Raw genomic sequence first — 24495 nt, 5'->3', positions numbered from 1 at the left:
ACAGGGCCGAGGGCCGGCCGATGCCTGGCCGAATACGGTTGGCCGGAGGTGACGGCATGCAAAGCGCGCGGCTACGATCACACTCTGTTCTCTCTGTTCTTATTGGAATGGTGGTTGTGGACCGCGCCGACCGCGCGGTCATGCGACCTTGCACGGCGGCCTATTCGGATGTGCTCTTCGTGCACGAGTTCGTCCACGAGCACCGCCGCACGCGTTTGGGAAACGCGGGAGTGCTCCGAAAACGCGAAGGGGTTACGCAAACATCGCGTAACCCCTTGCTGGATATGGTGCGGCTGCAGGAATTGAATTCTTCCAGAAAAACCTCGTCATATAAGGCTTCGAGAGACTCGCTAATTTCTACGTGCCCCCAAATGTGCCCCCAATCCTTGGGGGCATTCTGATTCGGTTGCTCATCCGACTTCAACGCCGGAATCGAGCGCAGCTAACGGCGACATCTGACTGTTGAGCACAATTTTAGCGTACCAGACGGCGCCGAGGGCGAACTCGCCGCCCTGTGTACTAAACGATTCGAGCAGCAGTAAGGTGCTCTGTCTTTGACGGAAAACTGGGCTCGCGTCTCTTCGCTTAGCCGGCGAAACTATTTGTTCGCCGACGCTGATTCCGGTGGGAAGCGTGCGGCCACGATGTACACCGATCGGCATGGCGCGTTTGAATGCTCCTCGTTCCCGAGCCGTACTTACGACGACAGCAATATCGATATGCGACCCTCAAAATTTCGGATGATTTGCACTAGGCTATCGTGAGGAATCAGCGCGGGTCCACGCTCTTTTTGAATCCAAAGATTTCCAGCGTCGTCGCGAACCGTCCATACCCCAGCGACGCCGTATTGGTCCACGATTTGAATGTTCCCAACCGGAAGCCCGCAGCCGCTCGGGATGCGTAAACAGTTGTCAATCGCCGAGAACCGCGCAAAACCTATGCTCTGCGCTCTGACAAATAGTCGGCCTTCCACTTCATGCGCTATTCGTCCGTTGCGATCCTGATAAACAGACACGGTCAAATACTGCGTGTCAACTGCGCTAAGCTTCGTCGCCCAGATCGGATCAGGCAGATTGCCAACGACGGCGACATAGCGAGGTATGTAGCTCAGCAGGTCCTCGGCTTGTTCGCGATTAAGATCTCCGAATGCCCGTACCAAGCTCGTAACGCAAGATTGCTCTGGGTCACCGTAGCGGAAACAGCGAACTTGAGGAAGAACGTGGTGTTCCAGCGAATGCCCTGCCAGTTCGACCTCAACGACGAACCAATGGGACAAAGTCCTGTGAACGAGCGCCAAGTCCGCAACGCGACGCTCGCCCTCCAAGACGAACGCTCCAGCAAACACGCCGCAACGATATTCCGGCATCAAACACGACAGCGCTTTGACGACTTCCGCTTCGAAGTCACCTTCGACATACGTCGTTGGATCGACGAGTTGAAAAATATTGTCCGGGTGGCATTCGCCGGTTAAAAGCTTTCTCATGCCCGACTCCAAGTCACGGTTGCCACGCCCTCAAGGCGCTCTTCCTCTTCCTTGAGACGCTGAATCTCCGGTCCAGTTGCGACAAGCGTATAGATGGAAGCACCGTCCTTATCCTTCGCGGGACGCACGACGCGGCCAAGCCGTTGAATCCGCTGGCGCCGCGTTGCCGTGCTGGCTGCGATGATGCCGATCTCTGTCTCTGGCACATTGAATCCCTCATCTAGAGCTCGACAGGTAACCAACACATCGATCTCGCCGCGCCGGTACCGTCCCAGCATCGCGGCTTTTGCGCGGAGCGGCATCTTGGAGTGGTAAACCCCGCTCTTGACGCCGTTCTCCGCTAGCACGCTATGGATCAGATCGCAGGCTTCGATGTCTTCATGAAAGACCAGCGTGCGTTTTCCGCGGTTTGCCGCCACGAGCTTTAGCGCCAAGCGGATGCGGTTCAGGCTGAGATTCAAGACGCGAGCGCGCTTCAGGAACAGGGCGACGGTTTCCTCTGCTTCCATCCCATGCTGGCTAATGGAGCGCGCTATCGCCTTGCTAAGCTTGTCGTACTCAGCCTGCCTGTCTGCTTCCAGTTCGAAGACAATGTTCTTCAATTCAAACGGTACGATGACACCATCACGCAGCGCGTCCGCATAGCCGTAGCTGTAGATTACGTCTCCAAGGGCAGGTACAAGTACATCCTTTAGGCCGTCGTCATACTGCCGTTCGGGCGTTGCCGAAAGCCCCAAAGACGCGAAGGTCGGAACCTGAAGCGCCGAGCGGTACTGTTCGGATGCAGCCTTGTGACACTCATCAACGATCAAGAAACACCTGTGCTGCTCCTGCATGCGTTCAGGCAGCTTGGCGGCCGTGTTGAGTACCGCGATGTTGATCGCCCCAAGGCGAAAGCGCAGACTTCCAGTGATAACGTTGATCTCATCTAGCTCAAGATCGAAGTAGCTCGCTGCCTCCTCCCACCATTGCTCAAGTAGCGCGGTGGTCGGAACGACGATTAGTGTCGCGACCGGACGGATGCGGTCAATGCATGACAGCGCAAACACCGTCTTGCCGCCGCCTGTAACGACGCTGACGATACCGCGATGGTTAGCGTGCTCCCAATTTGCGAGCGCTTCGACTTGCCAACCTCGCGGCGTCAATTTAGGCATACCTCACCCTTTCAGCCTTCGCCGGCGGTGCGTTCGGATGTTTGCCCGAACAGATCAGCTTCCGCCTGCGCCCTGACCTCGGCATCGGCGTTGTCGAGTTGCGCCGCCCGCGCTCGCAACAAGTCATTCTTTAATCTACGCACGCTGTCAGGGTTGACGCGCGACAGTAATTTGCCAGTCTTGAACTCAGCGACAGCGTCGAAGATGTACTGTTGCACGCATTCGTGCATCGAGTCCTTTGCTTCCAGCGTCTGGTAGTAAGGATGCAAGCCGCGTGTCTGGTGCTCGACCAGGGCTATAGCCATATAGAAGCAAGCCGCTCGGTCGGCGTCGGCGAGACGGTGCTGCGCCGCTGGGTGCAGCAACTTCAGATGGAACGCCAGGGCGTCACGCCGCAGGGCAAGGCAATCACGCCGGATCAACAGCGTATTCAGTAACTCGAGGCGCGTATCGAACGCCTTGAGCGTGAGAAGGCCATTTTAAAAAAGGCTGCCGCGCTCTTGATGTCGGAAGGCATCGAACGTACGAAGTAATTGATCAGATTGGCGCAAGCGAATCGGTCGAGCTGATCTGCGCGGTATTCGACGTGTCGCGGTCCTGCCTGTATGCCCATCGAGGGCGAACCCGACGCGTTGATGCCGAGCGAATGGCACTGCGTAGCCGGGTACACGAACTATTCATCGAGAGTCGAAGCTCTGCTGGCAGTCGCAGCATCATGGGCATGATGCGCGAGGAAGGTACGGCGATTGGCCGCTTCAAGGTCAGCCGCTTGATGGAAGAACTCGGGTTGATCTGCAAGCAGCCGGGCCGCCATGCCTACAAGCAGGCCACGGTCGAGCGGATCGATATCCCGAACCATCTCAATCGCGAATTCGAGGTTGGTACGCCGAATCAGGTGTGGTGTGGTGACATCACGTATGTCTGGGCGCAGGGCCGTTGGCATTATCTGGCCGTAGTACTCGACCTGTTCACGCGTCGGGCTGTTGGCTGGGCGTTCTCGACACGCCCTGATGCCGATCTGGTCGTGCAGGCGTTGGAGATGGCCTACGAGCAACGTGGTCGACCGCAAGGCTTGCTGTTTCACTCGGATCAAGGCGGTCAATATGCAAGCCGGAGATTCCGTCAGCGCCTCTGGCGCTATCGGATACAGCAGAGCATGAGCCGTCGAGGAAATTGTTGGGACAACTCCCCGATGGAGAGGTTGTTCCGCAGCTTCAAGACCGAATGGCTACCGTCAGTGGGCTACATGTCGGCGCAGGAGGCACAGCGGGACATCAGCCACTACCTGATGCACCGGTACAACTGGATACGGCCGCATCAGTTCAATGACGGACTGGCGCCGGCGGTTGCGGAAGAAAAACTTAATGCAGTGTCCGGGATTAGTTGACCACTACACCCGGATTCAGACGGGTAGCGCTGGACAACGCTGGAATAAAAAAACCCGCGAAGCCTTATGCTATCACGGGTTTCAGGATTTCCAAGGATGCTCTTGGATAGGTATTTGGTGCCGGCTGCAGGACTCGAACCCGCCACCTGATGATTACAAATCAACTGCTCTACCAGATGAGCTAAGCCGGCGTAGCCGCGAATTCTACCTCATTTCACGATCTTGAGGCGAGGCCTGCTGCCCTTCGCGCCGTCGCCGTCGGGCTCGGGCGGCTCATCGGCGGGTTTGGCGGCCTCGTTGCCGGCCGTATCCGCCGCACCCGCTTCCTCGACCGTCGCCCCTTCCTCCGCTTCGGACTCCAACGGCGCGCCCGCGCCTTCCGCGACCGCCTCGACCTGGAACGCCATGCCCTGCCCGTTCTCGCGCGCATAGATCGCGAGCACGTTGGCGACCGGCACCTCGATCTTGTGGGCCTTACCGGAGAAGCGCGCGGTGAACTCGATCCATTCGTTACCCATCTGCAGCTGGCTCGTCGCCTCGAAGCTGATGTTCAACACGATCTCGCCGTCGCGCACGAACTGGCGCGGCACGCGCGTCGAATTGTCGACGCGCACCGCGATATGTGGCGTATAGCCGTTATCCGTACACCACTCGTACAGCGCGCGCAGCAAATAAGGCTTCGTGGAAATCTCTTGCATCAACCGTCCTCAAACGGGAGTGACGACGCGGCCCCCGCCGCATCGCCGCTCCGCAACCAGACTCAACGACGCATGACCTTTTCGGACGGCGTCAGCGCTTCGATATACGCCGGGCGGCTGAAAATCCGCTCCGCGTACTTCATCAGCGGCGCCGCATTCTTCGACAGCTCGATCCCGTAGTGATCGAGGCGCCACAGCAGCGGCGCAATCGCGACGTCGAGCATCGAGAACTCTTCACCCAGCATGTACTTGTTCTTCAGAAAGATCGGCGCGAGCTGCGTCAGGCGATCGCGGATCGCGAGGCGCGCCTTCTCGTGGTTCTTCTCCGCCGCCTTGCCCTTCTCGTTCTCGAGCGTGCTCACGTGCACGAACAGCTCCTTCTCGAAATTGAGCAGGAACAGCCGCGCGCGCGCGCGCTGCACCGGGTCGGCCGGCATCAGCTGCGGGTGCGGGAAGCGCTCGTCGATATACTCGTTGATGATGTTCGATTCATACAGAATCAGATCCCGCTCGACGAGAATCGGCACCTGACCATACGGATTCATCACGGCGATATCTTCCGGCTTGTTGAACAAGTCGACATCGCGAATCTCGAAATCCATGCCCTTTTCGAACAGCACCAGCCGGCAACGCTGGGAGAACGGACAAGTCGTGCCGGAATACAGAACCATCATAATTACGTTTCCTCAAAAAGCCGAAGGCCAGCGCGCAGAAAGCCCATCCCGCAGGCCTTTCCTTGCGCCGGCCCCACGCCGGTCACGGCGTGATTACTTGATATCTTTCCAGTAGGCGGCATTGAGCCGCCATGCGAAAAAGGTCAGGACGCCGAGAAACAGCATCACCCACACGCCAAGCCGCTTGCGGGTCTGCTGCGCGGGCTCCGACATCCAGTTCAGGTATGCCACCAGGTCGGCCACGGCAGAATCATAATCCACCGGCGACAGTGTCCCCGGCGTCACCTGCTCGAAGCCGACGAGCTTGCGCACCTTCTCGCCCGTCTCCTCGTCCGTCTTTTCTTCGAATTTCGCCGTGCGCTGCCCCTGCAACTGCCACAGGACATGGGGCATACCGACGTTCTCGAATACCGCGTTGTTCCAGCCGGTCGGACGCGTGTCGTCGCGGTAGAAGCTGCGCAGGTATGTATACAGCCAGTCGCGGCTGCGCGCCCGGGCCTCGACCGACAGATCGGGCGGCGTTGCGCCGAACCAGCTCTTCGCATCGTCGGGCCGCATCGCGACCGACATCGTGTTGCCGACCTTGTCGGTCGTGAACAGGAGATTCTTCTCGATCTCCTTCTGCGAAATGCCGAGATCCGTCAGACGGTTGTAGCGCATCAGGTTCGCGCTATGGCAGTTCAGGCAATAGTTTACAAACAATTGCGCGCCGTGCTGCAAGGACACGAGATTTTCCGTGTTATCCGGTGCGCGGTCGAGCGGAAAATTACCCTCATCCGCCCAAGCCGGCGCCGCCAGCAGCGCACACGCCGTCGCGCCGATCAGCGCGAGCGTCGAAAGCAGTTTCTTCATGTCGTGTTCTCCTCGCTCGCTTAGTGGGGCTTGAACGTCACGCGCTCGGGCGGCTGCTTGAACCTGCCAAGCGGCGTCCAGAACGGCATGCCGAGGAAGAACGCGAAGTACACGAGCGCGCAGATCTGGGCGATCAGCGTCGCCGCGGGCGAAGGCGGCCGCGTGCCGAGGAACGCGAGCGTCAGGAACACCAGCACGAAGATGCCGTAGAACACCTTGTGGAACAGCGGCCGGTAGCGGATCGACTTCACCGGGCTGCGGTCGAGCCAGGGCAGGAAGAACAGCGACACGACGGCCGCGCCCATCACCACCACGCCCCAGAACTTCGCCTCGGTCACGTACATGAAGACGACCACGGCGGCGGCCAGCACCGGCAGCCCGATCTTCCATCTGCCGCGCGCGCGGATCAGCGCCAGCACGCCGAGCGCCGCGATCACGATCATCAGCACGATCTTGAACGGGTCGGTGGTCGCGCGCAGCATCGCGTAGAACGCGGTGAAGTACCAGACGGGCGCGATCTCGGGCGGCGTCTGCAGCGGGTTCGCCGGCACGAAGTTGTTCGCCTCGAGGAAGTAGCCGCCCATCTCCGGCGCGAAGAACACGATCAGCGCGAACACCATCAGGAACACGCACACGCCGAGGAAGTCGTGCACCGAGTAGTACGGGTGGAACGGAATGCCGTCGAGCGGGATGCCGTTCTCGTCCTTCTTCGCCTTGATCTCGACGCCGTCCGGGTTGTTCGACCCCACTTCGTGCAGCGCGACCAGGTGCGCGACCACGAGCCCGACCAGCACCAGCGGGATCGCGATCACGTGGAACGCGAAGAAGCGGTTCAGCGTGACGTCCGACACCACGTAGTCGCCGCGGATCCACAGCGACAGGTCCGGACCGACGAACGGGATCGCCGAGAACAGGTTCACGATCACCTGCGCGCCCCAGAACGACATCTGGCCCCACGGCAGCAGGTAGCCGAAGAACGCCTCGGCCATCAGGCACAGGAAGATCGCGCAGCCGAAGATCCACACCAGTTCGCGCGGCTTGCGGTAAGACCCGTACAGCAGCCCGCGAAACATGTGCAGGTAAACGACCACGAAGAACATCGACGCGCCCGTCGAGTGCAAGTAGCGGATCAGCCAGCCCCACGGCACCTCGCGCATGATGTACTCGACCGATGCGAACGCGAGGGTCGCATCGGGCTTGTAGTTCATCGTGAGGAAGATGCCGGTGACGATCTGGTTCACGAGCACCAGCAGCGCGAGCGACCCGAAGAAGTACCAGAAGTTGAAGTTCTTCGGCGCGTAGTACTCGGAAACGTGCTTCTTCCAGGTGGAAGTGAGCGGGAAGCGTTGGTCGACCCAGCCCATGAAACCTGTCGTGGAGACTTCCTTGTTATCCGTCGCCATTTACGCTTCTCCTTTCTCGTCCCTGCCGATCACGAGGGTGTTGGCCGACGTGAACATGTAGGGCGGAACATCGAGATTCTGCGGTGCGGGCTTGTTCTTGAAGACGCGGCCGGCCAGATCGTAGGTCGAACCGTGGCAGGGGCACAGGAAGCCGCCCGGCCAATCGTCCGGCAGGTTCGGCTGCGGCCCCGGCGTGAAGCGCTGGGTCGGGGTGCAGCCCAGGTGGGTGCACACCGCGACCACGACGAGGATGTTCTTGCGATCGGCCCGCGCACGATATTCATTCGCGCAATACGCGGGCAACGGCATGGAATACGGGGTCTTCGACTGCGGATCGGCCACTTCCTTGTCGGCCTTGGTGACGTCGGTCAGCATCGCTTCGGTGCGATTCAGGATCCAGACCGGCTTGCCGCGCCATGCCACGGTGAGCATCTCGCCCGGCTTCAGCTCGCCGATATCGACCTCGACCGGCGCGCCGGCCGCTTTCGCCTTCGCGGACGGCGCGAGCGACGCCGCGAACGGTATTACGGTGGCAACGCCTCCTACGCCACCTGCTACGGATGTCGCAATCAGCCAGGTACGGCGGCCGCTGTCGACGCGTTTCTCTTCTTTGTCTCGCATCACACGCCCCACTTCTGAGTTGGATTTTCCGTCACGACTTTTCATACCGCCGCTAGTGTGCGGGAATGGAGTCGCCATTTACAAGGCCCGGATGCGAAATACTGCTTGAAGCCCTTGATTGATAAGGGTTTCCACGCACTATCGAAGCGATTATTTCAATCGCATATTAAGCGTTTACTACATTCGATTTTCTAGGTGCAGCGCACCAAATCGGACCCTCAAACCGGATTGTGGATGTCGATGAAAAGGTGCTCGAGATCGAATTTCTCCGACAAATGGCGACCGAGCGCTTGGATCCCGTAGCGCTCGGTCGCATGGTGCCCCGCCGCAACGAACGCGACGCCGCTCTCGGCCGCCGCATGCGTGACGAATTCCGACGCCTCGCCGGTCAGGAACACATCGGCGCCCGCCTCGATCGCCGCGTCGAAATAGCTCTGCGCGCCGCCCGTGCACCATGCGACGCGGCGCAGCTGCAGATCCGCGTCGCCGAGCACGAGCGGGGTGCGGCCGAGCGTCTGCTCGACCTTCGCGGTGAAATGCTCGAGCGTGACGGGCATCGGCAGCGTCGCCAGCCAGCCGAGGTCCTGGTCGCCGAAGCGCGCGTCGCCGATCAGGCCGAGGCGCTCGCCCAGTTGCGCGTTGTTGCCGAGTTCGGGGTGCGCGTCGAGCGGCAGATGAAACGCGAACAGGTTCAGGTCGTTCGCGAGCAGGCGCTTCAGGCGCTGGTGCTTGCGGCCCGTGATCGACGGCGCCTCGTTGCGCCAGAAGTAGCCGTGATGGACCAGCACCGCGTCGGCGCCCCACTCGAGCGCGCGGTCGAGAAACGCGACCGATGCGGTCACGCCGGTGGCGATCTTCTCGATCCGGCGACGTCCTTCCACCTGCAGACCGTTGGGGCAATAGTCCTTGAAGCGGGCGGTTTCGAGGGTATTGTTCAAGTACAATTCAAGTTCGATCCGATCCATATAAACCTCTAATATCTTCAAATGCTTAGACGCTTCTGGCTGTTCTTCGCCCAAGCGGTGACGGTGCTGCTCGCGCTGATGTTCATCGTCGCGACGCTCAAGCCGCAATGGCTGCAGCGGCAGGGGCAGCTCGGCAAGCAGCTGGCGGCGCCGATCGTGGCGCTGCGCGAGGTGGCGCCCGGCGTCGGCGGCGCGCCCGCGCAGACTTCCTATGCGGACGCCGCGCAAAAGGCCATGCCTGCGGTCGTCAACGTGTTCTCGAGCAAGGACGGCTCGCTGCCGCCGGATCCGCGCGCGAAGGATCCATTGTTCCGGTATTTCTTCGGCGACCGCAATGCGCACAAGCAACAAGAGGAGCCGGCGGCGAATCTGGGCTCGGGCGTCATCGTGAGCTCGGAAGGTTACATTCTAACGAACCAGCATGTGGTCGACGGCGCCGACCAGATCGAAGTCGCGCTCGCCGACGGCCGCACCGCCACCGCCAAGGTGATCGGCAGCGATCCCGAGACCGATCTGGCCGTGCTCAAGATCAACATGACCAACCTGCCGACGATCACGCTCGGCCGCTCCGACCAGTCCCGCGTCGGCGATGTGGTGCTCGCGATCGGCAATCCGTTCGGCGTCGGCCAGACCGTCACGATGGGCATCATCAGCGCGCTCGGCCGCAACCATCTCGGCATCAACACCTTCGAGAACTTCATCCAGACCGACGCGCCGATCAATCCCGGCAATTCCGGCGGCGCGCTCGTCGACGTGAACGGCAACCTGCTCGGCATCAACACCGCGATCTACTCGCGCTCGGGCGGCTCGCTCGGGATCGGCTTCGCGATCCCCGTCTCCACCGCCCGCACCGTGCTCGAGAGCATCATCACGATGGGCGGCGTCACGCGCGGCTGGATCGGCGTCGAGCCGCAGGACGTCACGCCGGAGATCGCCGAATCGTTCGGGCTCGAACAGAAGAGCGGCGCGATCGTCGCCGGCGTGCTGCAGGGCGGCCCGGCCGACAAGGCGGGCATCAAGCCGGGCGACATCCTCGTGTCGGTCAACGGCGAGACGATCTCCGACACCACGCGGCTCTTGAACGTCGTCGCGCAGATCAAGCCCGGCACGCCGACCAAGGTTCACGTCGTGCGCAAGGGCAAGGAATTCGACCTGACGGTCGTGATCGGCAAGCGTCCGCCGCCGCCGAAGCAGGCGCTGAGCGACCAGGAAGGCGACGACACGGAATAACGGGCGGCGCGCCGCGCCCGCCGTTGCGTCGAGGCGCGGCGCGGGCTTCGGACAGCGGATGGCCTGGACGCGTCCGACAAAAAACCCCGCGCTGCGCAATGCAGACGCGGGGTTTTTCATTCTGGCAGGCCGGCCGGAAAACCGCCCCGACAAGATGCGGATGGCGTCGCCTCAGCCGCCGACCGGATGTCCATGCGCGATCAGGCAGAGGGAAGCAGCGTGCAGGGCTCGTCCAGCGGAAGCGGGCACGCCAAGCACGCTCACGACGCGGCTTCCGCTTCCTTTTCCTTCACCGGCGGCTTGACGAACAGCCGCGCCGCGATGATCCCGGCCTCGTACAGCACCACGAGCGGCAACGCGAGCATCAGCTGCGAGAACACGTCGGGCGGCGTCACCACCGCGGCCACCACGAATGCGCCGACAATCACGTACGGGCGGATCTCCTTGAGCTTCTGCACCGTCAGCACGCCCATCCGGACGAGCAGCACGACGACCACCGGCACTTCGAAGGTGACCCCGAACGCGATGAACATCCCGAGCACGAAGCTCAGGTAATTATCGATATCGGTCGTCATCTCCGCGCCGAGCGGCGCGTTGTAGTGCGCCATCACGCGGAAGATGGTGGGGAACACGATGAAGTACGCGAAGGCCATGCCGCACAGGAACAGCACGTAGCTGCTGCCGACGAGCGGCCCGACGAGCTTCTTCTCATGCTGGTAGAGGCCCGGCGCGACGAACGCCCAGATCTGGTAAAGCACGATCGGCAGCGCGATCACGAGCGCGACCAGCATCGTCACCTTCATCGGCACGAAGAACGAGCCGGTGACGTCGGTGACGATCATCTTGCCGTCCTTCGGCAGGTTCTGCATCAGCGGGCGCGCGAGCAGCCGGAAGATGTCGGGCGCCCAGTAGACGAGCCCGAGGAACACGACGATGACCGCCGCGCCCGCCCGGATGATGCGGTCGCGCAGTTCGACGAGATGGGAAATGAAGGTTTCTTCCGGCGCGTCGTCCGGATTACGCTGGGGGTCGTTCACACCGGCCCTCGGTTGGAATAATGGGCGCGAATCATCGCTCAGAAGAAGCGCACGGGGCGACGCAGGCTCGCCGGCTGATGCCGGGCGACGCGCGCGGCGCCCGACTGCACGTGCGCGCGGCGCGCGGTCGCGCGCTTGTACCACACGGGCGTCGCGGTCGTCTTCACACGCCAGTTGCGACGCTTCGGCGCGGCGGCGACCGTGCTGCGCCACGAGGACGGCCCGGGCGCGCCGGCGTCAGCCGCGGCGGCCGTCGCCGCGGCGCTGTCGGGATCGACCGTCGAACGCCAGGCGTCGTTGAGATCGGTCTCGTGCTGCCGCACGTTGTCGTGAATCGTGGTTTCGACGTTGCGCGCGGCCGCCTCGAAATCCGTCTTCATCGTGCGCAGCGCATCGAGTTCGATTTCGCGCGAGACTTCCGCCTTCACGTCGTTGATATAGCGCTGCGCGCGCCCGAACAGCGCGCCGGCCGTGCGCGCGACGCGCGGCAGCCGCTCGGGGCCGAGCACGACGAGCGCGACGACGCCGATCAGCGCCATCTTCGAAAGACCCAGATCGAGCATCGCGGCGATCCGTCAGCGCGCGGGCGTCAAGCCTTGTGGGAATCGGACGAACGCGCCGCTTCCTTCGCGTCGACGTCGACCGACCCCGCGCGCGGCAGCTGCTGCGCATCCGAACCCTCGGACTCGCGCATGCCGTCCTTGAAGCCCTTCACCGCACCGCCGAGGTCGCTGCCGATATTGCGCAGCTTCTTCGTGCCGAACACCAGCGCGACGATCAACAGCACGATCAGCCAGTGCCAAATACTCAGTCCACCCATGATGCCACTCTCCCAAGCGTCGCCGCGACGGCGGCGCAACATGCCGGCGATGCCGGCGTCAATTCAGTCCCGTGACGGAAACGCCCGTCACCCCATGCGATGCCACGGACGCGGCCCGGCCAGGATATGCGCGTGCAGGTGGTAGACCTCCTGCCCGCCGCCCGGCCCGGTGTTGATCACCGTCCGGAACCCGGTCTCGCCGCCCGTATACGCGCAGCCCAGCTGTTCGGCGAGGCGCGCGACGAGGATCATCATTCTACCAAGCAGCGGCGCGTCTTCCGCGCGCGCCGACGACAATGTCGGCAGATGCCGGCGCGGAATCACCAGCACGTGCGTCTCGGCTGCAGGGCGGATGTCGCGGAACGCGACGAACTCGTCGTCCTCGTGCACCTTCGCGCTCGGCACCTCGCCCGCCGCGATGCGGCAGAACAGGCAGTTCGGATCGTGATCCATCATGCTCCCGGCATCCACCCGCTCAGAACCACGCCTGAGGATCGAGCGTCTTGTTGTCGTACAGGAACAGCCAGCCCTTGATGATACGGTAGAGCGTCCAGAGCCAGACCGCGCCCAGCACCACGAAGCCGATCCCGACGAACAGCAGCGCGAACCCGATCAGATAGGCGATCAGCGCGCGCCAGAAGGTGCGGATCTGCCATTCGAAATGGGCCTGGTACGCGGTGCCGACCACATCGCCGCGCTTCACGTAGTTGATGATGATCGCGATGATCCCGGTGATGCCGCCCGTCAACCAATGGATCGCGTACAGCGCGTACAGCACGTGCGTCAGGGTGCGCAACGAATTCTGCCGCTCGCTCTCGGACGCGCTCTGGTACGAGGGCGGAAACTGACCCGGCGAATCTTGCATGATGTTAACCCCCAATTGATGACAGTTTTCCGGGACGGCCAGCCAAGGACGCCCGGTCAGGGACGCCCGGTTAGGGACGCCCGGTCAGGGACGCGCAGTCCTCGACTGCGCAGTCCGCAGCCGGCTCAGCCGCCGTTTTCCTCGCGCTCGCGGCTCTTGCGCAGCGCTTTCTCCTCAAGGCCCGACAAACCTTCGCGGCGCTCCAGCTCGGCCACCACGTCGGCCGGGCTCAGATCGAAATGCGACAGCATCACGAGGCAGTGGAACCACAGGTCCGCGACCTCGCCGACGAGCGCCGTCGGCGCGCCGCCCTGCCGCACGTCCTTGGCGGCGAGCACCACTTCGGTGGCCTCCTCGCCGATCTTCTTCAGCACCGCGTCGTCGCCCTTGTGGAACAGGCGCGATACGTACGACTGCTCGGGATCGCCGCCCCTGCGGCTGTCGATCACCGCCGCGAGGCGCAGCAGTGTGTCTTCGGTGGTTGACGTCATTTGTAGATATGCTCGGGATCTTTCAGCACCGGATCGACCGCGACCCATTCGCCGTCGTCGGCGCTGCCTTCGAATTTCTGGAAGAAGCACGAGTGCCGGCCGGTGTGGCACGCGATGCCCGACACCTGCTCGACCTTCAGCAGCACCACGTCCTCGTCGCAATCGAGCCGCACCTCGTGCACGTGCTGCACGTGGCCCGACTCCTCGCCCTTGAACCACAGGCGCTGGCGCGAGCGCGAGAAATACACGGCGCGCTTCGTCTCGATGGTCTTCGCGAGCGCGTCGCGGTTCATCCACGCGAACATCAGCACGTCGTTCGTCGACGCCTCCTGCGCGATCACCGGCACGAGGCCGTTCGCGTCCCAGCGCACCTTGTCGAGCCAGTTGCCCGTCGTTGCGGAATCGCTCATCACAGCCTCACCGGTATGCCCTGGTCGGCCATGAAGCGCTTCGCCTCGCCGACCGTGTGTTCGCCATAGTGGAAAATGCTCGCGGCCAGCACCGCATCCGCGCGCCCGTCCTTGATGCCGTCGGCCAGATGCTGCAGCGAGCCCACCCCGCCCGACGCGATCACCGGCACCGGCACCGCGTCCGAGACGCCGCGCGTGAGCGCGAGATCGAAGCCCGCCTTGGTGCCGTCGCGGTCCATGCTGGTCAGCAGGATCTCGCCCGCGCCCAGCTCCGCCATGCGGCGCGCCCACTCGATCGCATCGAGGCCCGTGCCCTTGCGGCCGCCGTGCGTGAACACTTCCCAGCGCGCGGGCTCGCCGTCGGCGGACACCCGCTTCGCGTCGATCGCGACCACGATGCACTGCGAACCGTATTTGTCGGCCGCGTCGCGCACCAGCTGCGGATTCGCGACCGCCGACGAATTCATGCTGACCTTGTCCGCGCCGGCGTTCAGGAGGCGCCGCACGTCTTCCACCGCGCGCACGCCGCCGCCCACCGTGAGCGGAATGAACACCTGCGACGCCACCGCCTCGATGATCGGCAGGATCAGGTCGCGTTGGTCGGAGGTCGCGGTGATGTCGAGGAAGGTGAGTTCGTCGGCGCCCTGCGCGTCGTAGCGGCGCGCGATCTCGACAGGATCGCCGGCGTCGCGCAGCTCGACGAAGTTGACGCCCTTGACGACGCGCCCGGCGGTGACGTCGAGGCAGGGGATGATGCGTTTAGCTAGAGCCATGATGTTGCGCAAATGCCGCGGTAAGGCCGCCCGGGCGGGCGGCGGTGGGGACGGGGCGGCTCGGGCCGCGCCCGCTCAGGCGTCGTCCAGCTCGCCGTTCAGTTCGTCCGCGCGGCGCTGCGCCGCGGCGAAATCGAGGTCGCCGGAATAGATCGCGCGACCGCAGATCACCCCCTCGACGCCATCCTCCTCCACTTCGCACAGTTGCTCGATATCGGTGAGGTTCGACAGGCCGCCGCTCGCGATCACCGGAATGCCGACCGCCTGCGCGAGCTTCACCGTCGCCTCGATATTGATGCCTTGCAGCATGCCGTCGCGGCCGATGTCGGTATAGATGATCGACTCGACGCCGTAATCCTCGAACTTGCGCGCGAGATCGACGACCTCGTGGCCGGTCAGCTTGCTCCAGCCGTCGGTCGCGACCTTGCCGTCCTTCGCGTCGAGCCCGACGATGATGCTGCCCGCGAACGCGCTGCACGCGTCCTGCAGGAAGCCCGGATCCTTCACGGCCGCGGTGCCGATGATCACGTACGACAGGCCCGCGTCGAGATACTTCTCGATGGTCTCGAGGCTGCGGATGCCGCCGCCGAGCTGAACCGGCACCTCGCTGCCGACCTCCGCGAGGATCGCCTCGATCGCCTCGAGATTCTTGGGCTTGCCGGCGAAGGCGCCATCGAGATCGACTAGATGCAGCCGTCGCGCACCGAGATCGACCCACTTGCGCGCCATCGCCGCGGGATCCTCGGAAAAAATCGTCGCCTGGTCCATATCGCCTTGTTTGAGGCGTACACACTGACCGTCTTTAAGATCGATGGCCGGAATCAGCAGCATAGCAATCGGGTGTTATGTGGGAAAAATGAGGGTTGAGACGCGCGCCGGCCCATCCGGCACCCTGTCGTCTCGCTAGTTTAGTACAACTCTTTCGGTAAATTCGTGCCTCACGCCCACCGGACGGTGGCCGCTGCGCGCGCCGGCTGTGGCACGCGCGCCACGTTCACGGATTCCAGTGCACGAAGTTGCGGTACAGCCGCAGCCCCACTTCCGCGCTTTTCTCCGGGTGAAATTGGGTCGCGAAGAGATTGTCGCGCGCCACCGCCGACGTGAACGGCGCGCCGTACAGCGTCTCGCCGACCGTCAGCGCAGCCTCGGCCGGCGCCACGTAGTAGCTGTGCACGAAGTAGAAGTATGCGTCGTCGGGCACCCCGTCCCACAACGGGTGGGCGCGGCTCTGGCGCACGCGGTTCCAGCCCATCTGCGGCACCTTGAAGCGCGAGCCGTCGTCCTGCAGCCGGCCGTCGAGTTCGAAGCGCAGCACCTTGCCCGGCATCAGGCCGAGCCCGTCGGTGCCGCCCTCGGCGCTCCAGTCGAACAACATCTGCTCGCCCACGCACACGCCCAGCAGCGGCTTGTTGCGCGCGGCTTCGAGCACCGCCTCCTGGAGGCCCGACTCGCCGAGGCAGCGCATGCAGTCCGGCATCGCGCCCTGGCCCGGCAGCACCACGCGGTCGGCCGCGCGGATCGCCGCGGGCTGGTCGACGATCGTCACGTCCGCGGCCGGCTCGGCCTTCCTGAGCGCCTGCGCGACCGAGCGCAGGTTGCCCATCCCATAATCCACAATCGCAATCGAAGTTTTCATTTCAGAGCAGGCAACAAAGCCTTCAGTCCGTCGACGATGAATTCCACCGCCAGCGCCGACAGCATCAAACCCATCAGACGCGTGGCGATGTTGATGCCGGTGCGGCCGATCCAGTGCGCGATCGGCTCGGCAAGCCGCATCGCGATGAAGCACAGCAGCGCGAGGATCGCACCGATCGCGACCAGCCCGAGCCGGTCGTACCAGTGCGTCGCGTTCGCCGCGTAGACGATCACCGTGCTGATCGAACCCGGGCCGGTCAGGAGCGGAATCGCGAGCGGCACCACCGCGATGCTGTTCTTCGATTCCGCCTCGTCGCGCTCCTCGGGCGTCGAGCGCGTATTGCCGATCTGCGCGTTCAGCATCGTGATCGCCATCAACAGCATGATGATGCCGCCGCCGACCTCGAGCGAGCCGACCGAGATCCCGAAGAAGCGGATGATCTGCTGGCCGAGCAGCGCGGTCACCGTGATCACGCAGAACACCGACATCGCGGCGATCCGGATCGTGTGGCGGCGCTCCACGTCCGTCTGCTGCGCCGTCAGGCTCAGAAAGAACGGGATCGCGCCGAGCGGATTGATCAGCGCGAGCAGCGAGATGAATGATTTGACCAGGTCCATCGCAAGCCGCCGCGCAGGCCGCGGCCAAGAGGGTGATCCGCGTCAGCGGAGAATCAGAGGCTGCCCTTCGTCGACGGGATCTGCCCGGCCGCGCGCTCGTCGAGCGTCACCGCCATGCGCAGCGCCCGGCCGAACGCCTTGAACACCGTTTCGAGCTGATGGTGCGCGTTGATGCCGCGCAGATTGTCGATGTGCAGTGTGACGCCCGCATGGTTCACGAAACCGCGGAAGAACTCGATCGACAGGTCGACGTCGAAGCTGCCGATCCGCGCGCGCGTGAACGGCACGTGGAATTCGAGCCCCGGCCGGCCGGAGAAATCGATCACGACGCGCGACAGCGCCTCGTCGAGCGGCACGTACGAATGGCCGTAGCGGCAAATGCCCTTGCGCTCGCCGATCGCCTTCGCGACGGCCTGGCCCAGCGTGATGCCGACATCCTCGACCGTATGGTGGTCGTCGATATGCGTGTCCCCATGCGCTTCGACCTCGAGGTCGACGAGCCCGTGGCGGGCGATCTGGTCGAGCATATGGTCGAGGAACGGCACGCCGGTGGCCAGCTTCTGCTGGCCGGTGCCGTCGAGATTGAGCTTCACTCGGATCTGCGTTTCGCTGGTGTTGCGAACGACTTCCGCCACACGCATGGGGATACCTCGGTTTGAACGGATGTAAATGGGGACTGCGAAGCGCGCTGGCCCGTCAGGGCAGCGCAAGTGCCAGGGCGGCCAGCAGGCGGGCGTTTTCCTCGGGAGACCCAACCGTCAAACGCACGCAATTGGCCAACAATGGGTGCATTTTACTCACGTTTTTGATCAGGATCCGCTCGGTCAGCAGCCGCTCGAACACCGCCGCCGCGTCCGGCACCCGCACCAGCAGGAAGTTGCCGGCGCTCGGGAACACGGTCGCGCCCGACAGCGCGCCGACCGCCTGCGCGAGCCGGGTGCGCTCGGCGCGCAATTCGGCCGCCTGCGCGTCGAGCACCTCGACGTGGTCGAGCAGCAGCTCGGCCGCCGCCTGGGTCAGCACGTTGATGTTGTAGGGCGGGCGGACCTTGTCGAACTGCGTCAGCCACGCGGGCGGGCCGGCCAGGTAGCCGAGCCGAATCCCGGCGAGCCCGAGCTTCGACACCGTGCGCATCACGACCACGTTGTCGAACTCGGCCGCGCGCGGCATCCAGCTGCGCTGCGCGAACGGCTGGTAGGCCTCGTCGATCACGACAAGGCTCGAACGCGCCGCCGCGACGATGCGCTCGATGTCCTCGTCGGCGTACAGCGTGCCGGTCGGATTGTTCGGATACGCGAGGTAGACGAGCGCCGGCCGGTGCGTCTCGAGCGCCGCGAGCATCGCGTCGACGTCGAGCGTCAGGTCGGCCTTGAGCGGCACGCCGACGAATTCGAGCTGCGCGAACTTCGCCGACATCTCGTACATGACGAAGCCCGGCACCGGCGCGAGCACCTTCGCGCCCGGCTTCGCACAGGCGACCGACATCAGGCTGATCAACTCGTCGGAACCGTTGCCAAGCATCAGTTCGCAGCCGGCGGGCACCCGCATCGTCGCGCGCAGCTTGTCGAGCAGCGCGGCGGGCCGCGGCGCCGGATAGCGGTTCAGCGCGACCTGCGCGAGGCGCGCGCCCAGCTCGGCCGCGAGCGCCTCGGGCAGCGGGTACGGGTTCTCCATCGCGTCGAGCTTCACGAAGCCCTGCGCGTCCGGAACCGGGTAGCTCGTCATCGCGAGCACGTCGGGGCGGATGATGTCTTGTGGCGTGGTCATGGGTCGAGCGGCGCGCTTGGCGCCGGCGTGTGATCGGCGGGGCGGCGAGCCGCCCCGCGCGGTGGCGAAACCGATGCGGACGGCGTCAGCCGCCCTGTCTCATGCGGAACTCGGCGCTCTTCGCGTGCGCCTGCAGCCCCTCTCCGTAGGCGAGTTCCGACGCGATCTCGCCGAGCGTGTGCGCGCCTTCCGCGCTCACCTCGATCAGGCTCGAACGCTTGAAGAAGTCGTACACGCCGAGCGGCGACGAAAAGCGCGCGGTGCGCGAGGTCGGCAGCACGTGGTTCGGGCCCGCGCAGTAGTCGCCGAGGCTCTCGCTCGTGTAGCGGCCGAGGAAGATCGCGCCCGCATGGCGGATCTGCTGGCTCCATTGCTGCGGCTCGAGCGCGGAGATCTCCAGATGCTCCGGCGCAATGTCGTTCGCGATCCGGCAGGCTTCGGCCATGTCGCGCACCTTGATCAGCGCGCCCCGCCCTTCGAGCGACGCGCGGATCACGTCCTGGCGCGGCATGGTCGGCAGCAGCTCGGCGATCGCCTTCTCGACGCGCGCGATGAACGCCTCGTCGGGGCACAGCAGGATCGACTGCGCCAGTTCGTCGTGCTCGGCCTGCGAGAACAGGTCCATCGCGACCCAGTGCGGATCGGTCGTGCCGTCGCACAGCACGAGGATCTCGGACGGCCCCGCGATCATGTCGATGCCGACCGTGCCGAACACGCGCCGCTTCGCCGACGCGACGTAGGCGTTGCCCGGGCCGCAGATCTTGTCGACGGCCGGCACCGTGCGGGTGCCGTACGCGAGCGCGCCGACCGCCTGCGCGCCGCCGATCGTGAACACGCGGTCGACGCCGCCGAGGCTCGCCGCGGCGAGCACCAGCTCGTTCTTCACGCCCTCGGGCGTCGGCACCACCATCACGATCTCGCCCACGCCCGCGACCCGCGCGGGAATCGCGTTCATCAGCACCGACGACGGATAGGCCGCCTTGCCGCCCGGCACGTACAGGCCGACGCGGTCGAGCGGCGTGACCTTCTGGCCGAGCACCGTGCCGTCGGCCTCGGTGTACTGCCAGCTATGGCTGCCGCACTCGATCCGCTGCTTCTCGTGGTAGCCGCGCACGCGCGCGGCGGCCGCCTCGAGCGCCGCGCGGCGCTTCGGCTCCAGCGCCTCGAGCGCGGCCTCCAGTTCTTCCCGCGGCAGTTCGAGCGCGGCCACGCTGGGCGCGCTCAGGCGATCGAAGCGGTTCGTGTACTCGAGCACGGCGTCGTCGCCGCGCGACTTCACGTCCGCCAGGATCGACGCGACCGAGCGCTCGATCGCCTCGTCCTCGCTCGCCTCGAACGCAAGCACCGCGCGCAGCTCCGCATCGAAGCCCGCTTTCGTCGAATCGAGTTTGCGAATCTTGATAGACATGCTGTTATCCGTTCCGGTAATGCGCTGTTCACCGCCAGGCGGTCAGGCCCCGCTTCGCAGCGACGCGCGTTCGAACGCGTCGAGAAACGGTTTCAGCGCGGCGCGCCTGAGCTTCAGCGCAGCCTGATTCACGACGAGACGCGACGAGATCGGCATGATCTCCTCCACCTCGACCAGATTGTTCGCCCGCAGCGTGCCGCCCGAGCTGACCAGGTCGACGATCGCATCGGCGAGGCCGACGAGCGGCGCCAGCTCCATCGAACCATACAGCTTGATCAGGTCGACGTGCACTCCCTTCGCGGCGAAATGCTCGCGCGCGGTGTTCAGGTACTTGGTCGCGACCCGCAGCCGCGCGCCCTGCCGCACCGCGTTCGCGTAGTCGAAGCCGGCCTGCACCGCCACCGACATCCGGCAGCGCGCGATGTCGAGGTCGATCGGCTGGTACAGCCCGCCACCGCCGTGCTCGATCAGCACGTCCTTGCCGGCCACGCCGAAGTCGGCCGCGCCGTACTCGACATAGGTCGGCACGTCGGACGCGCGCACGATGATCACCCGCAGGTTCGGATCGGTGGTCGGCAGGATCAGCTTGCGCGAGGTTTCCGGATCCTCGGCCACCTGCACGCCCGCGGCCGCGAGCAGCGGCACGGTTTCCTCGAAGATACGCCCTTTCGAGAGCGCCAGCGTCAACGGTGCGTTCATGATGCATCGCTCCCCGAAATCCGGCGCACCTTCGCGCCGACACCCGTCAGCTTCGTCTCCATCCGGTCGTAGCCGCGGTCGAGATGGTAAATGCGGTCGACGAGGGTCTCGCCTTCCGCGCGCAGCCCGGCGATCACGAGGCTCGCCGACGCGCGCAGGTCGGTCGCCATCACCTTCGCGCCGGACAGCGTGTCGACGCCCGTCACGAGCGCGGTGTTGCCGTCGACCGTGATGTGCGCGCCGAGCCGGTTCAGTTCCTGCACGTGCATGAAACGGTTCTCGAAGATCGTCTCGACCACCTGCGCGGTGCCGCTCGCGATCGTGTTCAGCGCCATGAACTGCGCCTGCATGTCGGTCGGGAACGCCGGGTACTCGGAGGTGCGGATGGTCACCGCCGACGGGCGGCGGTCCATCGTCACGCGCAGCCAGTCGCCGCCTTCCACTATCGTCACGCCGGCCTCGCGCAGCTTGTCGATCACCGCGTCGAGGATGTGCGGGCGCACGCCCGTCAGCGTCACGTCGCCGCCCGCGGCCGCGACCGCGCACAGGAACGTGCCCGCCTCGATGCGGTCGGGAATCACCGCGTGGCGCGCGCCGTGCAGCCGCTCGACACCCCGGATCACGAGCCGGTCGGTGCCAATCCCGTCGATCCGCGCGCCCATCGCCACCAGCAGGTGCGCGAGGTCGCTGACCTCGGGCTCGCGCGCGGCGTTCTCGATCACCGTCTCGCCGTCGGCGAGGGTGGCGGCCATCAGCAGGTTCTCGGTGCCGGTCACCGTGATCATGTCGGTGACGATCCGCGCGCCCTTCAGGCGCTTCGCGCGCGCCTCGATGAAGCCGTGCTCGATGCTGATCTCGGCGCCCATCGCCTGCAGACCCTTGATGTGCTGGTCGACCGGCCGCGCGCCGATCGCGCAGCCGCCCGGCAGCGACACCTTCGCCTCGCCGAAGCGCGCGAGGAGCGGGCCGAGCACCAGGATCGACGCACGCATCGTCTTGACCAGTTCGTACGGTGCGACCGGGCTGTCGACGCGCCCCGCGTCGAGCCGCACCCGCGCGCCGTCCGTCTCGGTGCGCATGCCCATCTGGCCGAGCAGCTTGAGCGTGGTGCGCACGTCCTGCAGATTAGGCACGTTGTCGAGTTCGACCGGCTCCGCGGACAGCAGCCCCGCGCACAGAATCGGCAGCGCCGCGTTCTTCGCGCCGGACACGGCGATCTCGCCGTGCAGACGCTGGCCGCCTTCGATCACGAGCTTGTCCATCCCATGTCCCTGCGCTTCCCGATTGCCGGCCGGGCTTGCCGTGGCGACGCGCTCGACGGCGTCGTGTTCGTTGACGGTGACTTGCACTCAGTGAATTCCGGTTATGCGTTCTGCCATTCGGCGGGCGTCAGCGTCTTCATGCTGAGCGCGTGGATTTCCTGCTTCATGCGGTCGCCGAGCGCCGCGTAGACGAGCTGGTGCCGCTGGATCGGCCGCTTGCCCTCGAAGGCGGGCGAGACGATCGTCGCGAAGAAATGCTGGCCGTCGCCCTCGACTTCCAGATGGGTGCAGGCGAGCCCGCCTGCGATGTATTGCTTGACCTGTTCGGGAGTCGGCAACATGGAATGCTCCTGTCTATACGCTATGCGCGCCGGCCCGCCCGGCAGGCGGCGCGGGCGGCGCGCTTCATCTCAATGACGCAGTTTGTAGCCGGTCGAGAGGAGCCGCATCGCGACGAGCGCGAGCAGCACGAAGAAACCGGCGACGATCGCGAGGCTCGCGAACGGATTGACGTCGGCGATGCCGAAGAACCCGTAGCGGAAGCCGTCGATCATGTAGAAGAACGGGTTGAGCCGCGACACCTCGCGCCACACGGGCGGCAGCGAATGAGTCGAATAGAACACGCCCGACAGGAACGTGAGCGGCATGATCAGGAAGTTCTGGAACGCGGCGAGCTGGTCGAACTTCTCGGCCCAGATCCCGGCGATCAGGCCGAGCGTGCCGAGGATCGCCGAGCCGAGCAGCGCGAACGCGACGATGAAGAGCGGCGCCGCGAAGCTCATCGGGATGAACCACACCGTCACGACGAACACGCCCGCGCCCACCGCGAGGCCGCGCACGACCGAGGCGAGCACGTACGCGCCGAAGATGTCGGCGTACGACAGCGGCGGCAGCAGCATGAACACGAGGTTGCCGGTGATCTTCGACTGGATCAGCGACGACGAGCTGTTCGCGAACGCGTTCTGCAGCACGCTCATCATCACGAGGCCGGGCACGAGAAAGCTCACGTACTCGACGCCCGGATAGACGTCGACGCGGCCCGTCAGCGCGTGGCCGAAGATGGTCAGGTACAGCAGCGCGGTCACGACCGGCGCGAGCACGGTCTGGAACGACACCTTCCAGAACCGCAGGATTTCCTTGTAGAACAGCGTGCGAAACCCGCTCATGCCAATCCCTCGACGACTTCTGCCCCATTCATGACCTGCACGAACACATCCTCCAGGTCGGCCTTGCGGATCTCGATCTCGTCGAACGCGCAGCCGGCCGCGCGGCATTGCGCGAGGATCCGCTCGACCTCGTCGTAGCTCGTCAGGCGCAGCAGGTGCTCGCCCGGCTGGGCGGGCGCGCCGCCGGTGCCCGCGCCCCCATCGGCCTCAAGCGCGCGCAGCTCGGCGGGCAGCGCGCCCTGCGCGAGGCGCAGGAACAGCTGCAGCCCGGCGAAGCGCTGCAGCAGCGCCGCGGTGCGCTCAAGCGCGACCACCTCGCCGCGCCGCAGCATCGCGATGCGGTCGCACAGCGCTTCGGCTTCTTCCAGGTAGTGCGTGGTCAGCACGATCGTGTGGCCCTCGCGATTGAGGCGCGAGATGAATTTCCACAAGGTCTGCCGCAGCTCGACGTCGACGCCCGCGGTCGGCTCGTCGAGCACGATCACGGGCGGACGGTGCACGAGCGCCTGCGCGACCAGCACGCGCCGCTTCATGCCGCCCGACAGCGCGCGCATGTTCGCGTCGGCCTTGTCGGTGAGATCGAGGTTCGCCATCACCTCGTCGATCCAGTCGTCGTTGCGGCGCAGCCCGAAGTAGCCGGACTGGATCCGCAGCGTCTCGCGCACCGAGAAGAACGGATCGAACACGAGCTCCTGCGGCACGACGCCGAGCGCGCGGCGCGCGGCGCGGAAGTCCTTGACGACATCGTGGCCGCGGACGGCGACGCTGCCTTCGTCGGCCCGCGCGAGGCCCGCGAGTATGCTGATGAGGGTGGTCTTGCCGGCGCCGTTGGGGCCGAGCAAGCCGAAGAATTCGCCTTCCTCGACCGACAGGCTGACGCCCTTGAGCGCCTGAAGCGCCTTGTAGCGCTTCTTGACGTGACGGATTTCTATGGCTGACATGACTGAGCGCGGCCCGGGCCGCGACGCCTTCTCTGTGCTGGTGCGAATGGGGAAAAACGGGGACCGGTCAGCCGGCCCGCAAACGTTCGATTATAGGCCAAACCGGGAGGGTGGGCCGGGCGCGAAAGCCGCACCC

29 protein-coding genes, 1 tRNA gene and 1 pseudogene are annotated in these 24495 nt (G+C 64.9%); 2 read left to right on the top strand and 29 right to left on the bottom strand.

Annotation, left to right across the window (positions count from 1 at the left end; genetic code table 11):
• Positions 1-697: 697 nt before the first annotated feature.
• From Bsp3421_RS31750 to Bsp3421_RS31740, 3 genes are read right to left on the bottom strand one after another with little or no spacing between them, the layout of a single operon-like run.
• Positions 698-1483, bottom strand: a complete 786-nt coding sequence (locus Bsp3421_RS31750; protein ID WP_274000879.1) for a hypothetical protein — start codon at positions 1481-1483, stop codon at positions 698-700.
• Positions 1480-2637, bottom strand: a complete 1158-nt coding sequence (locus tag Bsp3421_RS31745) for a DEAD/DEAH box helicase (RefSeq protein ID WP_186073685.1) — start codon at positions 2635-2637, stop codon at positions 1480-1482. Before Bsp3421_RS31745 ends, Bsp3421_RS31750 begins: the two co-directional genes overlap by 4 nt.
• 11 nt (positions 2638-2648) lie before the next feature.
• Entirely contained in the window at positions 2649-2906 is a 258-nt protein-coding gene (locus tag Bsp3421_RS31740; protein ID WP_274000877.1) for a hypothetical protein, read from the bottom strand.
• Between Bsp3421_RS31740 and Bsp3421_RS31735 the strand changes: the two are divergent.
• Positions 2901-4024, top strand: a pseudogene (locus tag Bsp3421_RS31735) (IS3 family transposase). The gene Bsp3421_RS31740 and the pseudogene Bsp3421_RS31735 overlap by 6 nt on opposite strands.
• A 115-nt stretch (positions 4025-4139) precedes the next feature.
• Here the strand turns inward: Bsp3421_RS31735 and Bsp3421_RS31730 are convergent.
• The 7 genes from Bsp3421_RS31730 to Bsp3421_RS31700 form a co-directional block, all read right to left on the bottom strand.
• Positions 4140-4215 (bottom strand) — tRNA-Thr (locus tag Bsp3421_RS31730).
• Positions 4216-4233: 18 nt separating this feature from the next.
• Entirely contained in the window at positions 4234-4722 is a 489-nt protein-coding gene (locus Bsp3421_RS31725; RefSeq protein WP_274000876.1) for a ClpXP protease specificity-enhancing factor, read from the bottom strand.
• Between the two features lie 62 nt (positions 4723-4784).
• On the bottom strand, positions 4785-5396 hold the full coding sequence (locus Bsp3421_RS31720) for a glutathione S-transferase N-terminal domain-containing protein (RefSeq protein WP_027797364.1): 612 nt from the start codon (positions 5394-5396) through the stop codon (positions 4785-4787).
• Between the two features lie 93 nt (positions 5397-5489).
• Positions 5490-6248 carry a cytochrome c1 gene (locus Bsp3421_RS31715; RefSeq protein WP_274000870.1) on the bottom strand — a complete coding sequence of 253 codons (759 nt, stop codon included), beginning with the start codon at positions 6246-6248 and terminating at the stop codon, positions 5490-5492.
• Between the two features lie 20 nt (positions 6249-6268).
• Positions 6269-7651: a cytochrome b gene (locus Bsp3421_RS31710; RefSeq protein ID WP_274000869.1), complete on the bottom strand. Its 1383-nt coding sequence runs from the start codon at positions 7649-7651 to the stop codon at positions 6269-6271.
• Positions 7652-8272: a ubiquinol-cytochrome c reductase iron-sulfur subunit gene (gene petA, locus Bsp3421_RS31705; RefSeq protein WP_274000867.1), complete on the bottom strand. Its 621-nt coding sequence runs from the start codon at positions 8270-8272 to the stop codon at positions 7652-7654.
• Positions 8273-8490: 218 nt separating this feature from the next.
• The gene (locus Bsp3421_RS31700; RefSeq protein ID WP_274000865.1) at positions 8491-9237 is read right to left on the bottom strand and encodes a Nif3-like dinuclear metal center hexameric protein; all 747 of its coding nucleotides are present in this window, start codon (positions 9235-9237) and stop codon (positions 8491-8493) included.
• 21 nt (positions 9238-9258) lie between these two features.
• On the opposite strand from Bsp3421_RS31700, the gene Bsp3421_RS31695 reads away from it, so the two are divergent.
• On the top strand, positions 9259-10467 hold the full coding sequence (locus Bsp3421_RS31695) for a Do family serine endopeptidase (RefSeq protein ID WP_274000864.1): 1209 nt from the start codon (positions 9259-9261) through the stop codon (positions 10465-10467).
• Positions 10468-10727: 260 nt separating this feature from the next.
• On the opposite strand, the gene tatC is transcribed toward Bsp3421_RS31695, so the two are convergent.
• From tatC to Bsp3421_RS31600, 19 genes are all read right to left on the bottom strand, one after another.
• Complete coding sequence (tatC, locus tag Bsp3421_RS31690; protein WP_274000862.1) at positions 10728-11504, bottom strand: twin-arginine translocase subunit TatC; 777 nt, start codon at positions 11502-11504, stop codon at positions 10728-10730.
• Positions 11505-11542: 38 nt separating this feature from the next.
• On the bottom strand, positions 11543-12067 hold the full coding sequence (gene tatB / locus Bsp3421_RS31685) for a Sec-independent protein translocase protein TatB (RefSeq protein ID WP_274000861.1): 525 nt from the start codon (positions 12065-12067) through the stop codon (positions 11543-11545).
• Between the two features lie 26 nt (positions 12068-12093).
• Entirely contained in the window at positions 12094-12324 is a 231-nt protein-coding gene (tatA, locus tag Bsp3421_RS31680) for a Sec-independent protein translocase subunit TatA (protein ID WP_274000859.1), read from the bottom strand.
• Positions 12325-12411: 87 nt separating this feature from the next.
• Positions 12412-12777: a histidine triad nucleotide-binding protein gene (locus tag Bsp3421_RS31675; protein ID WP_274004428.1), complete on the bottom strand. Its 366-nt coding sequence runs from the start codon at positions 12775-12777 to the stop codon at positions 12412-12414.
• Between the two features lie 22 nt (positions 12778-12799).
• Positions 12800-13189, bottom strand: coding sequence for a DUF4870 family protein (locus Bsp3421_RS31670; RefSeq protein WP_274000857.1), 390 nt, complete (start codon positions 13187-13189; stop codon positions 12800-12802).
• A gap of 125 nt (positions 13190-13314) precedes the next feature.
• Positions 13315-13680 carry a phosphoribosyl-ATP diphosphatase gene (locus Bsp3421_RS31665; protein WP_274000855.1) on the bottom strand — a complete coding sequence of 122 codons (366 nt, stop codon included), beginning with the start codon at positions 13678-13680 and terminating at the stop codon, positions 13315-13317.
• Positions 13677-14090 (bottom strand): phosphoribosyl-AMP cyclohydrolase, encoded by a 414-nt coding sequence (hisI, locus tag Bsp3421_RS31660; protein WP_274000853.1) that lies wholly within the window; start codon positions 14088-14090, stop codon positions 13677-13679. The genes Bsp3421_RS31665 and hisI overlap by 4 nt, the downstream gene beginning before the upstream one ends.
• The gene (gene hisF, locus Bsp3421_RS31655; protein ID WP_274000851.1) at positions 14090-14863 is read right to left on the bottom strand and encodes an imidazole glycerol phosphate synthase subunit HisF; all 774 of its coding nucleotides are present in this window, start codon (positions 14861-14863) and stop codon (positions 14090-14092) included. The genes hisI and hisF overlap by 1 nt, the downstream gene beginning before the upstream one ends.
• 75 nt (positions 14864-14938) lie before the next feature.
• On the bottom strand, positions 14939-15694 hold the full coding sequence (hisA, locus tag Bsp3421_RS31650) for a 1-(5-phosphoribosyl)-5-[(5-phosphoribosylamino)methylideneamino]imidazole-4-carboxamide isomerase (protein ID WP_274000850.1): 756 nt from the start codon (positions 15692-15694) through the stop codon (positions 14939-14941).
• 163 nt (positions 15695-15857) lie between these two features.
• The gene (hisH, locus tag Bsp3421_RS31645) at positions 15858-16499 is read right to left on the bottom strand and encodes an imidazole glycerol phosphate synthase subunit HisH (RefSeq protein ID WP_274000848.1); all 642 of its coding nucleotides are present in this window, start codon (positions 16497-16499) and stop codon (positions 15858-15860) included.
• The gene (locus tag Bsp3421_RS31640; RefSeq protein ID WP_274000847.1) at positions 16496-17116 is read right to left on the bottom strand and encodes a YchE family NAAT transporter; all 621 of its coding nucleotides are present in this window, start codon (positions 17114-17116) and stop codon (positions 16496-16498) included. The genes hisH and Bsp3421_RS31640 overlap by 4 nt, the downstream gene beginning before the upstream one ends.
• A gap of 53 nt (positions 17117-17169) precedes the next feature.
• Positions 17170-17757: an imidazoleglycerol-phosphate dehydratase HisB gene (hisB, locus tag Bsp3421_RS31635; protein ID WP_274000846.1), complete on the bottom strand. Its 588-nt coding sequence runs from the start codon at positions 17755-17757 to the stop codon at positions 17170-17172.
• A 55-nt stretch (positions 17758-17812) separates the two neighbouring features.
• Positions 17813-18883: a histidinol-phosphate transaminase gene (gene hisC / locus Bsp3421_RS31630; protein ID WP_274000845.1), complete on the bottom strand. Its 1071-nt coding sequence runs from the start codon at positions 18881-18883 to the stop codon at positions 17813-17815.
• An 85-nt stretch (positions 18884-18968) separates the two neighbouring features.
• Positions 18969-20291: a histidinol dehydrogenase gene (hisD, locus tag Bsp3421_RS31625; protein ID WP_274000844.1), complete on the bottom strand. Its 1323-nt coding sequence runs from the start codon at positions 20289-20291 to the stop codon at positions 18969-18971.
• A 42-nt stretch (positions 20292-20333) separates the two neighbouring features.
• Positions 20334-20990, bottom strand: a complete 657-nt coding sequence (hisG, locus tag Bsp3421_RS31620; RefSeq protein ID WP_274000843.1) for an ATP phosphoribosyltransferase — start codon at positions 20988-20990, stop codon at positions 20334-20336.
• Complete coding sequence (murA, locus tag Bsp3421_RS31615; protein WP_274000842.1) at positions 20987-22339, bottom strand: UDP-N-acetylglucosamine 1-carboxyvinyltransferase; 1353 nt, start codon at positions 22337-22339, stop codon at positions 20987-20989. Before murA ends, hisG begins: the two co-directional genes overlap by 4 nt.
• A gap of 14 nt (positions 22340-22353) precedes the next feature.
• On the bottom strand, positions 22354-22593 hold the full coding sequence (locus Bsp3421_RS31610) for a BolA family protein (protein ID WP_006406983.1): 240 nt from the start codon (positions 22591-22593) through the stop codon (positions 22354-22356).
• A 69-nt stretch (positions 22594-22662) separates the two neighbouring features.
• The gene (locus Bsp3421_RS31605) at positions 22663-23418 is read right to left on the bottom strand and encodes an ABC transporter permease (RefSeq protein ID WP_274000779.1); all 756 of its coding nucleotides are present in this window, start codon (positions 23416-23418) and stop codon (positions 22663-22665) included.
• Positions 23415-24359, bottom strand: coding sequence for an ABC transporter ATP-binding protein (locus Bsp3421_RS31600; protein ID WP_274000777.1), 945 nt, complete (start codon positions 24357-24359; stop codon positions 23415-23417). Before Bsp3421_RS31600 ends, Bsp3421_RS31605 begins: the two co-directional genes overlap by 4 nt.
• Between the last annotated feature and the right edge of the window lie 136 nt (positions 24360-24495).

Source organism: Burkholderia sp. FERM BP-3421, assembly GCF_028657905.1.
Classification (GTDB): Bacteria; Pseudomonadota; Gammaproteobacteria; order Burkholderiales; family Burkholderiaceae; genus Burkholderia.
This window is presented reverse-complemented; position numbering and strand designations above follow the sequence as displayed.

What these genes read in the sequence shown, in the direction of transcription:
- Bsp3421_RS31750 (WP_274000879.1), bottom strand. Translation starts at nt 1,483, where the DNA reads ATGAGAAAGCTTTTAACCGGCGAATGCCACCCGGACAATATTTTTCAA.
- Bsp3421_RS31745 (WP_186073685.1), bottom strand. Translation starts at nt 2,637, where the DNA reads ATGCCTAAATTGACGCCGCGAGGTTGGCAAGTCGAAGCGCTCGCAAAT.
- Bsp3421_RS31725 (WP_274000876.1), bottom strand. Translation starts at nt 4,722, where the DNA reads ATGCAAGAGATTTCCACGAAGCCTTATTTGCTGCGCGCGCTGTACGAG.
- Bsp3421_RS31720 (WP_027797364.1), bottom strand. Translation starts at nt 5,396, where the DNA reads ATGATGGTTCTGTATTCCGGCACGACTTGTCCGTTCTCCCAGCGTTGC.
- Bsp3421_RS31715 (WP_274000870.1), bottom strand. Translation starts at nt 6,248, where the DNA reads ATGAAGAAACTGCTTTCGACGCTCGCGCTGATCGGCGCGACGGCGTGT.
- Bsp3421_RS31710 (WP_274000869.1), bottom strand. Translation starts at nt 7,651, where the DNA reads ATGGCGACGGATAACAAGGAAGTCTCCACGACAGGTTTCATGGGCTGG.
- petA (WP_274000867.1), bottom strand. Translation starts at nt 8,272, where the DNA reads ATGCGAGACAAAGAAGAGAAACGCGTCGACAGCGGCCGCCGTACCTGG.
- Bsp3421_RS31700 (WP_274000865.1), bottom strand. Translation starts at nt 9,237, where the DNA reads ATGGATCGGATCGAACTTGAATTGTACTTGAACAATACCCTCGAAACC.
- Bsp3421_RS31695 (WP_274000864.1), top strand. Translation starts at nt 9,259, where the DNA reads ATGCTTAGACGCTTCTGGCTGTTCTTCGCCCAAGCGGTGACGGTGCTG.
- tatB (WP_274000861.1), bottom strand. Translation starts at nt 12,067, where the DNA reads ATGCTCGATCTGGGTCTTTCGAAGATGGCGCTGATCGGCGTCGTCGCG.
- tatA (WP_274000859.1), bottom strand. Translation starts at nt 12,324, where the DNA reads ATGGGTGGACTGAGTATTTGGCACTGGCTGATCGTGCTGTTGATCGTC.
- Bsp3421_RS31675 (WP_274004428.1), bottom strand. Translation starts at nt 12,777, where the DNA reads ATGGATCACGATCCGAACTGCCTGTTCTGCCGCATCGCGGCGGGCGAG.
- Bsp3421_RS31670 (WP_274000857.1), bottom strand. Translation starts at nt 13,189, where the DNA reads ATGCAAGATTCGCCGGGTCAGTTTCCGCCCTCGTACCAGAGCGCGTCC.
- Bsp3421_RS31665 (WP_274000855.1), bottom strand. Translation starts at nt 13,680, where the DNA reads ATGACGTCAACCACCGAAGACACACTGCTGCGCCTCGCGGCGGTGATC.
- hisI (WP_274000853.1), bottom strand. Translation starts at nt 14,090, where the DNA reads ATGAGCGATTCCGCAACGACGGGCAACTGGCTCGACAAGGTGCGCTGG.
- hisF (WP_274000851.1), bottom strand. Translation starts at nt 14,863, where the DNA reads ATGGCTCTAGCTAAACGCATCATCCCCTGCCTCGACGTCACCGCCGGG.
- hisA (WP_274000850.1), bottom strand. Translation starts at nt 15,694, where the DNA reads ATGCTGCTGATTCCGGCCATCGATCTTAAAGACGGTCAGTGTGTACGC.
- hisH (WP_274000848.1), bottom strand. Translation starts at nt 16,499, where the DNA reads ATGAAAACTTCGATTGCGATTGTGGATTATGGGATGGGCAACCTGCGC.
- Bsp3421_RS31640 (WP_274000847.1), bottom strand. Translation starts at nt 17,116, where the DNA reads ATGGACCTGGTCAAATCATTCATCTCGCTGCTCGCGCTGATCAATCCG.
- hisB (WP_274000846.1), bottom strand. Translation starts at nt 17,757, where the DNA reads ATGCGTGTGGCGGAAGTCGTTCGCAACACCAGCGAAACGCAGATCCGA.
- hisC (WP_274000845.1), bottom strand. Translation starts at nt 18,883, where the DNA reads ATGACCACGCCACAAGACATCATCCGCCCCGACGTGCTCGCGATGACG.
- hisD (WP_274000844.1), bottom strand. Translation starts at nt 20,291, where the DNA reads ATGTCTATCAAGATTCGCAAACTCGATTCGACGAAAGCGGGCTTCGAT.
- hisG (WP_274000843.1), bottom strand. Translation starts at nt 20,990, where the DNA reads ATGAACGCACCGTTGACGCTGGCGCTCTCGAAAGGGCGTATCTTCGAG.
- Bsp3421_RS31610 (WP_006406983.1), bottom strand. Translation starts at nt 22,593, where the DNA reads ATGTTGCCGACTCCCGAACAGGTCAAGCAATACATCGCAGGCGGGCTC.
- Bsp3421_RS31605 (WP_274000779.1), bottom strand. Translation starts at nt 23,418, where the DNA reads ATGAGCGGGTTTCGCACGCTGTTCTACAAGGAAATCCTGCGGTTCTGG.
- Bsp3421_RS31600 (WP_274000777.1), bottom strand. Translation starts at nt 24,359, where the DNA reads ATGTCAGCCATAGAAATCCGTCACGTCAAGAAGCGCTACAAGGCGCTT.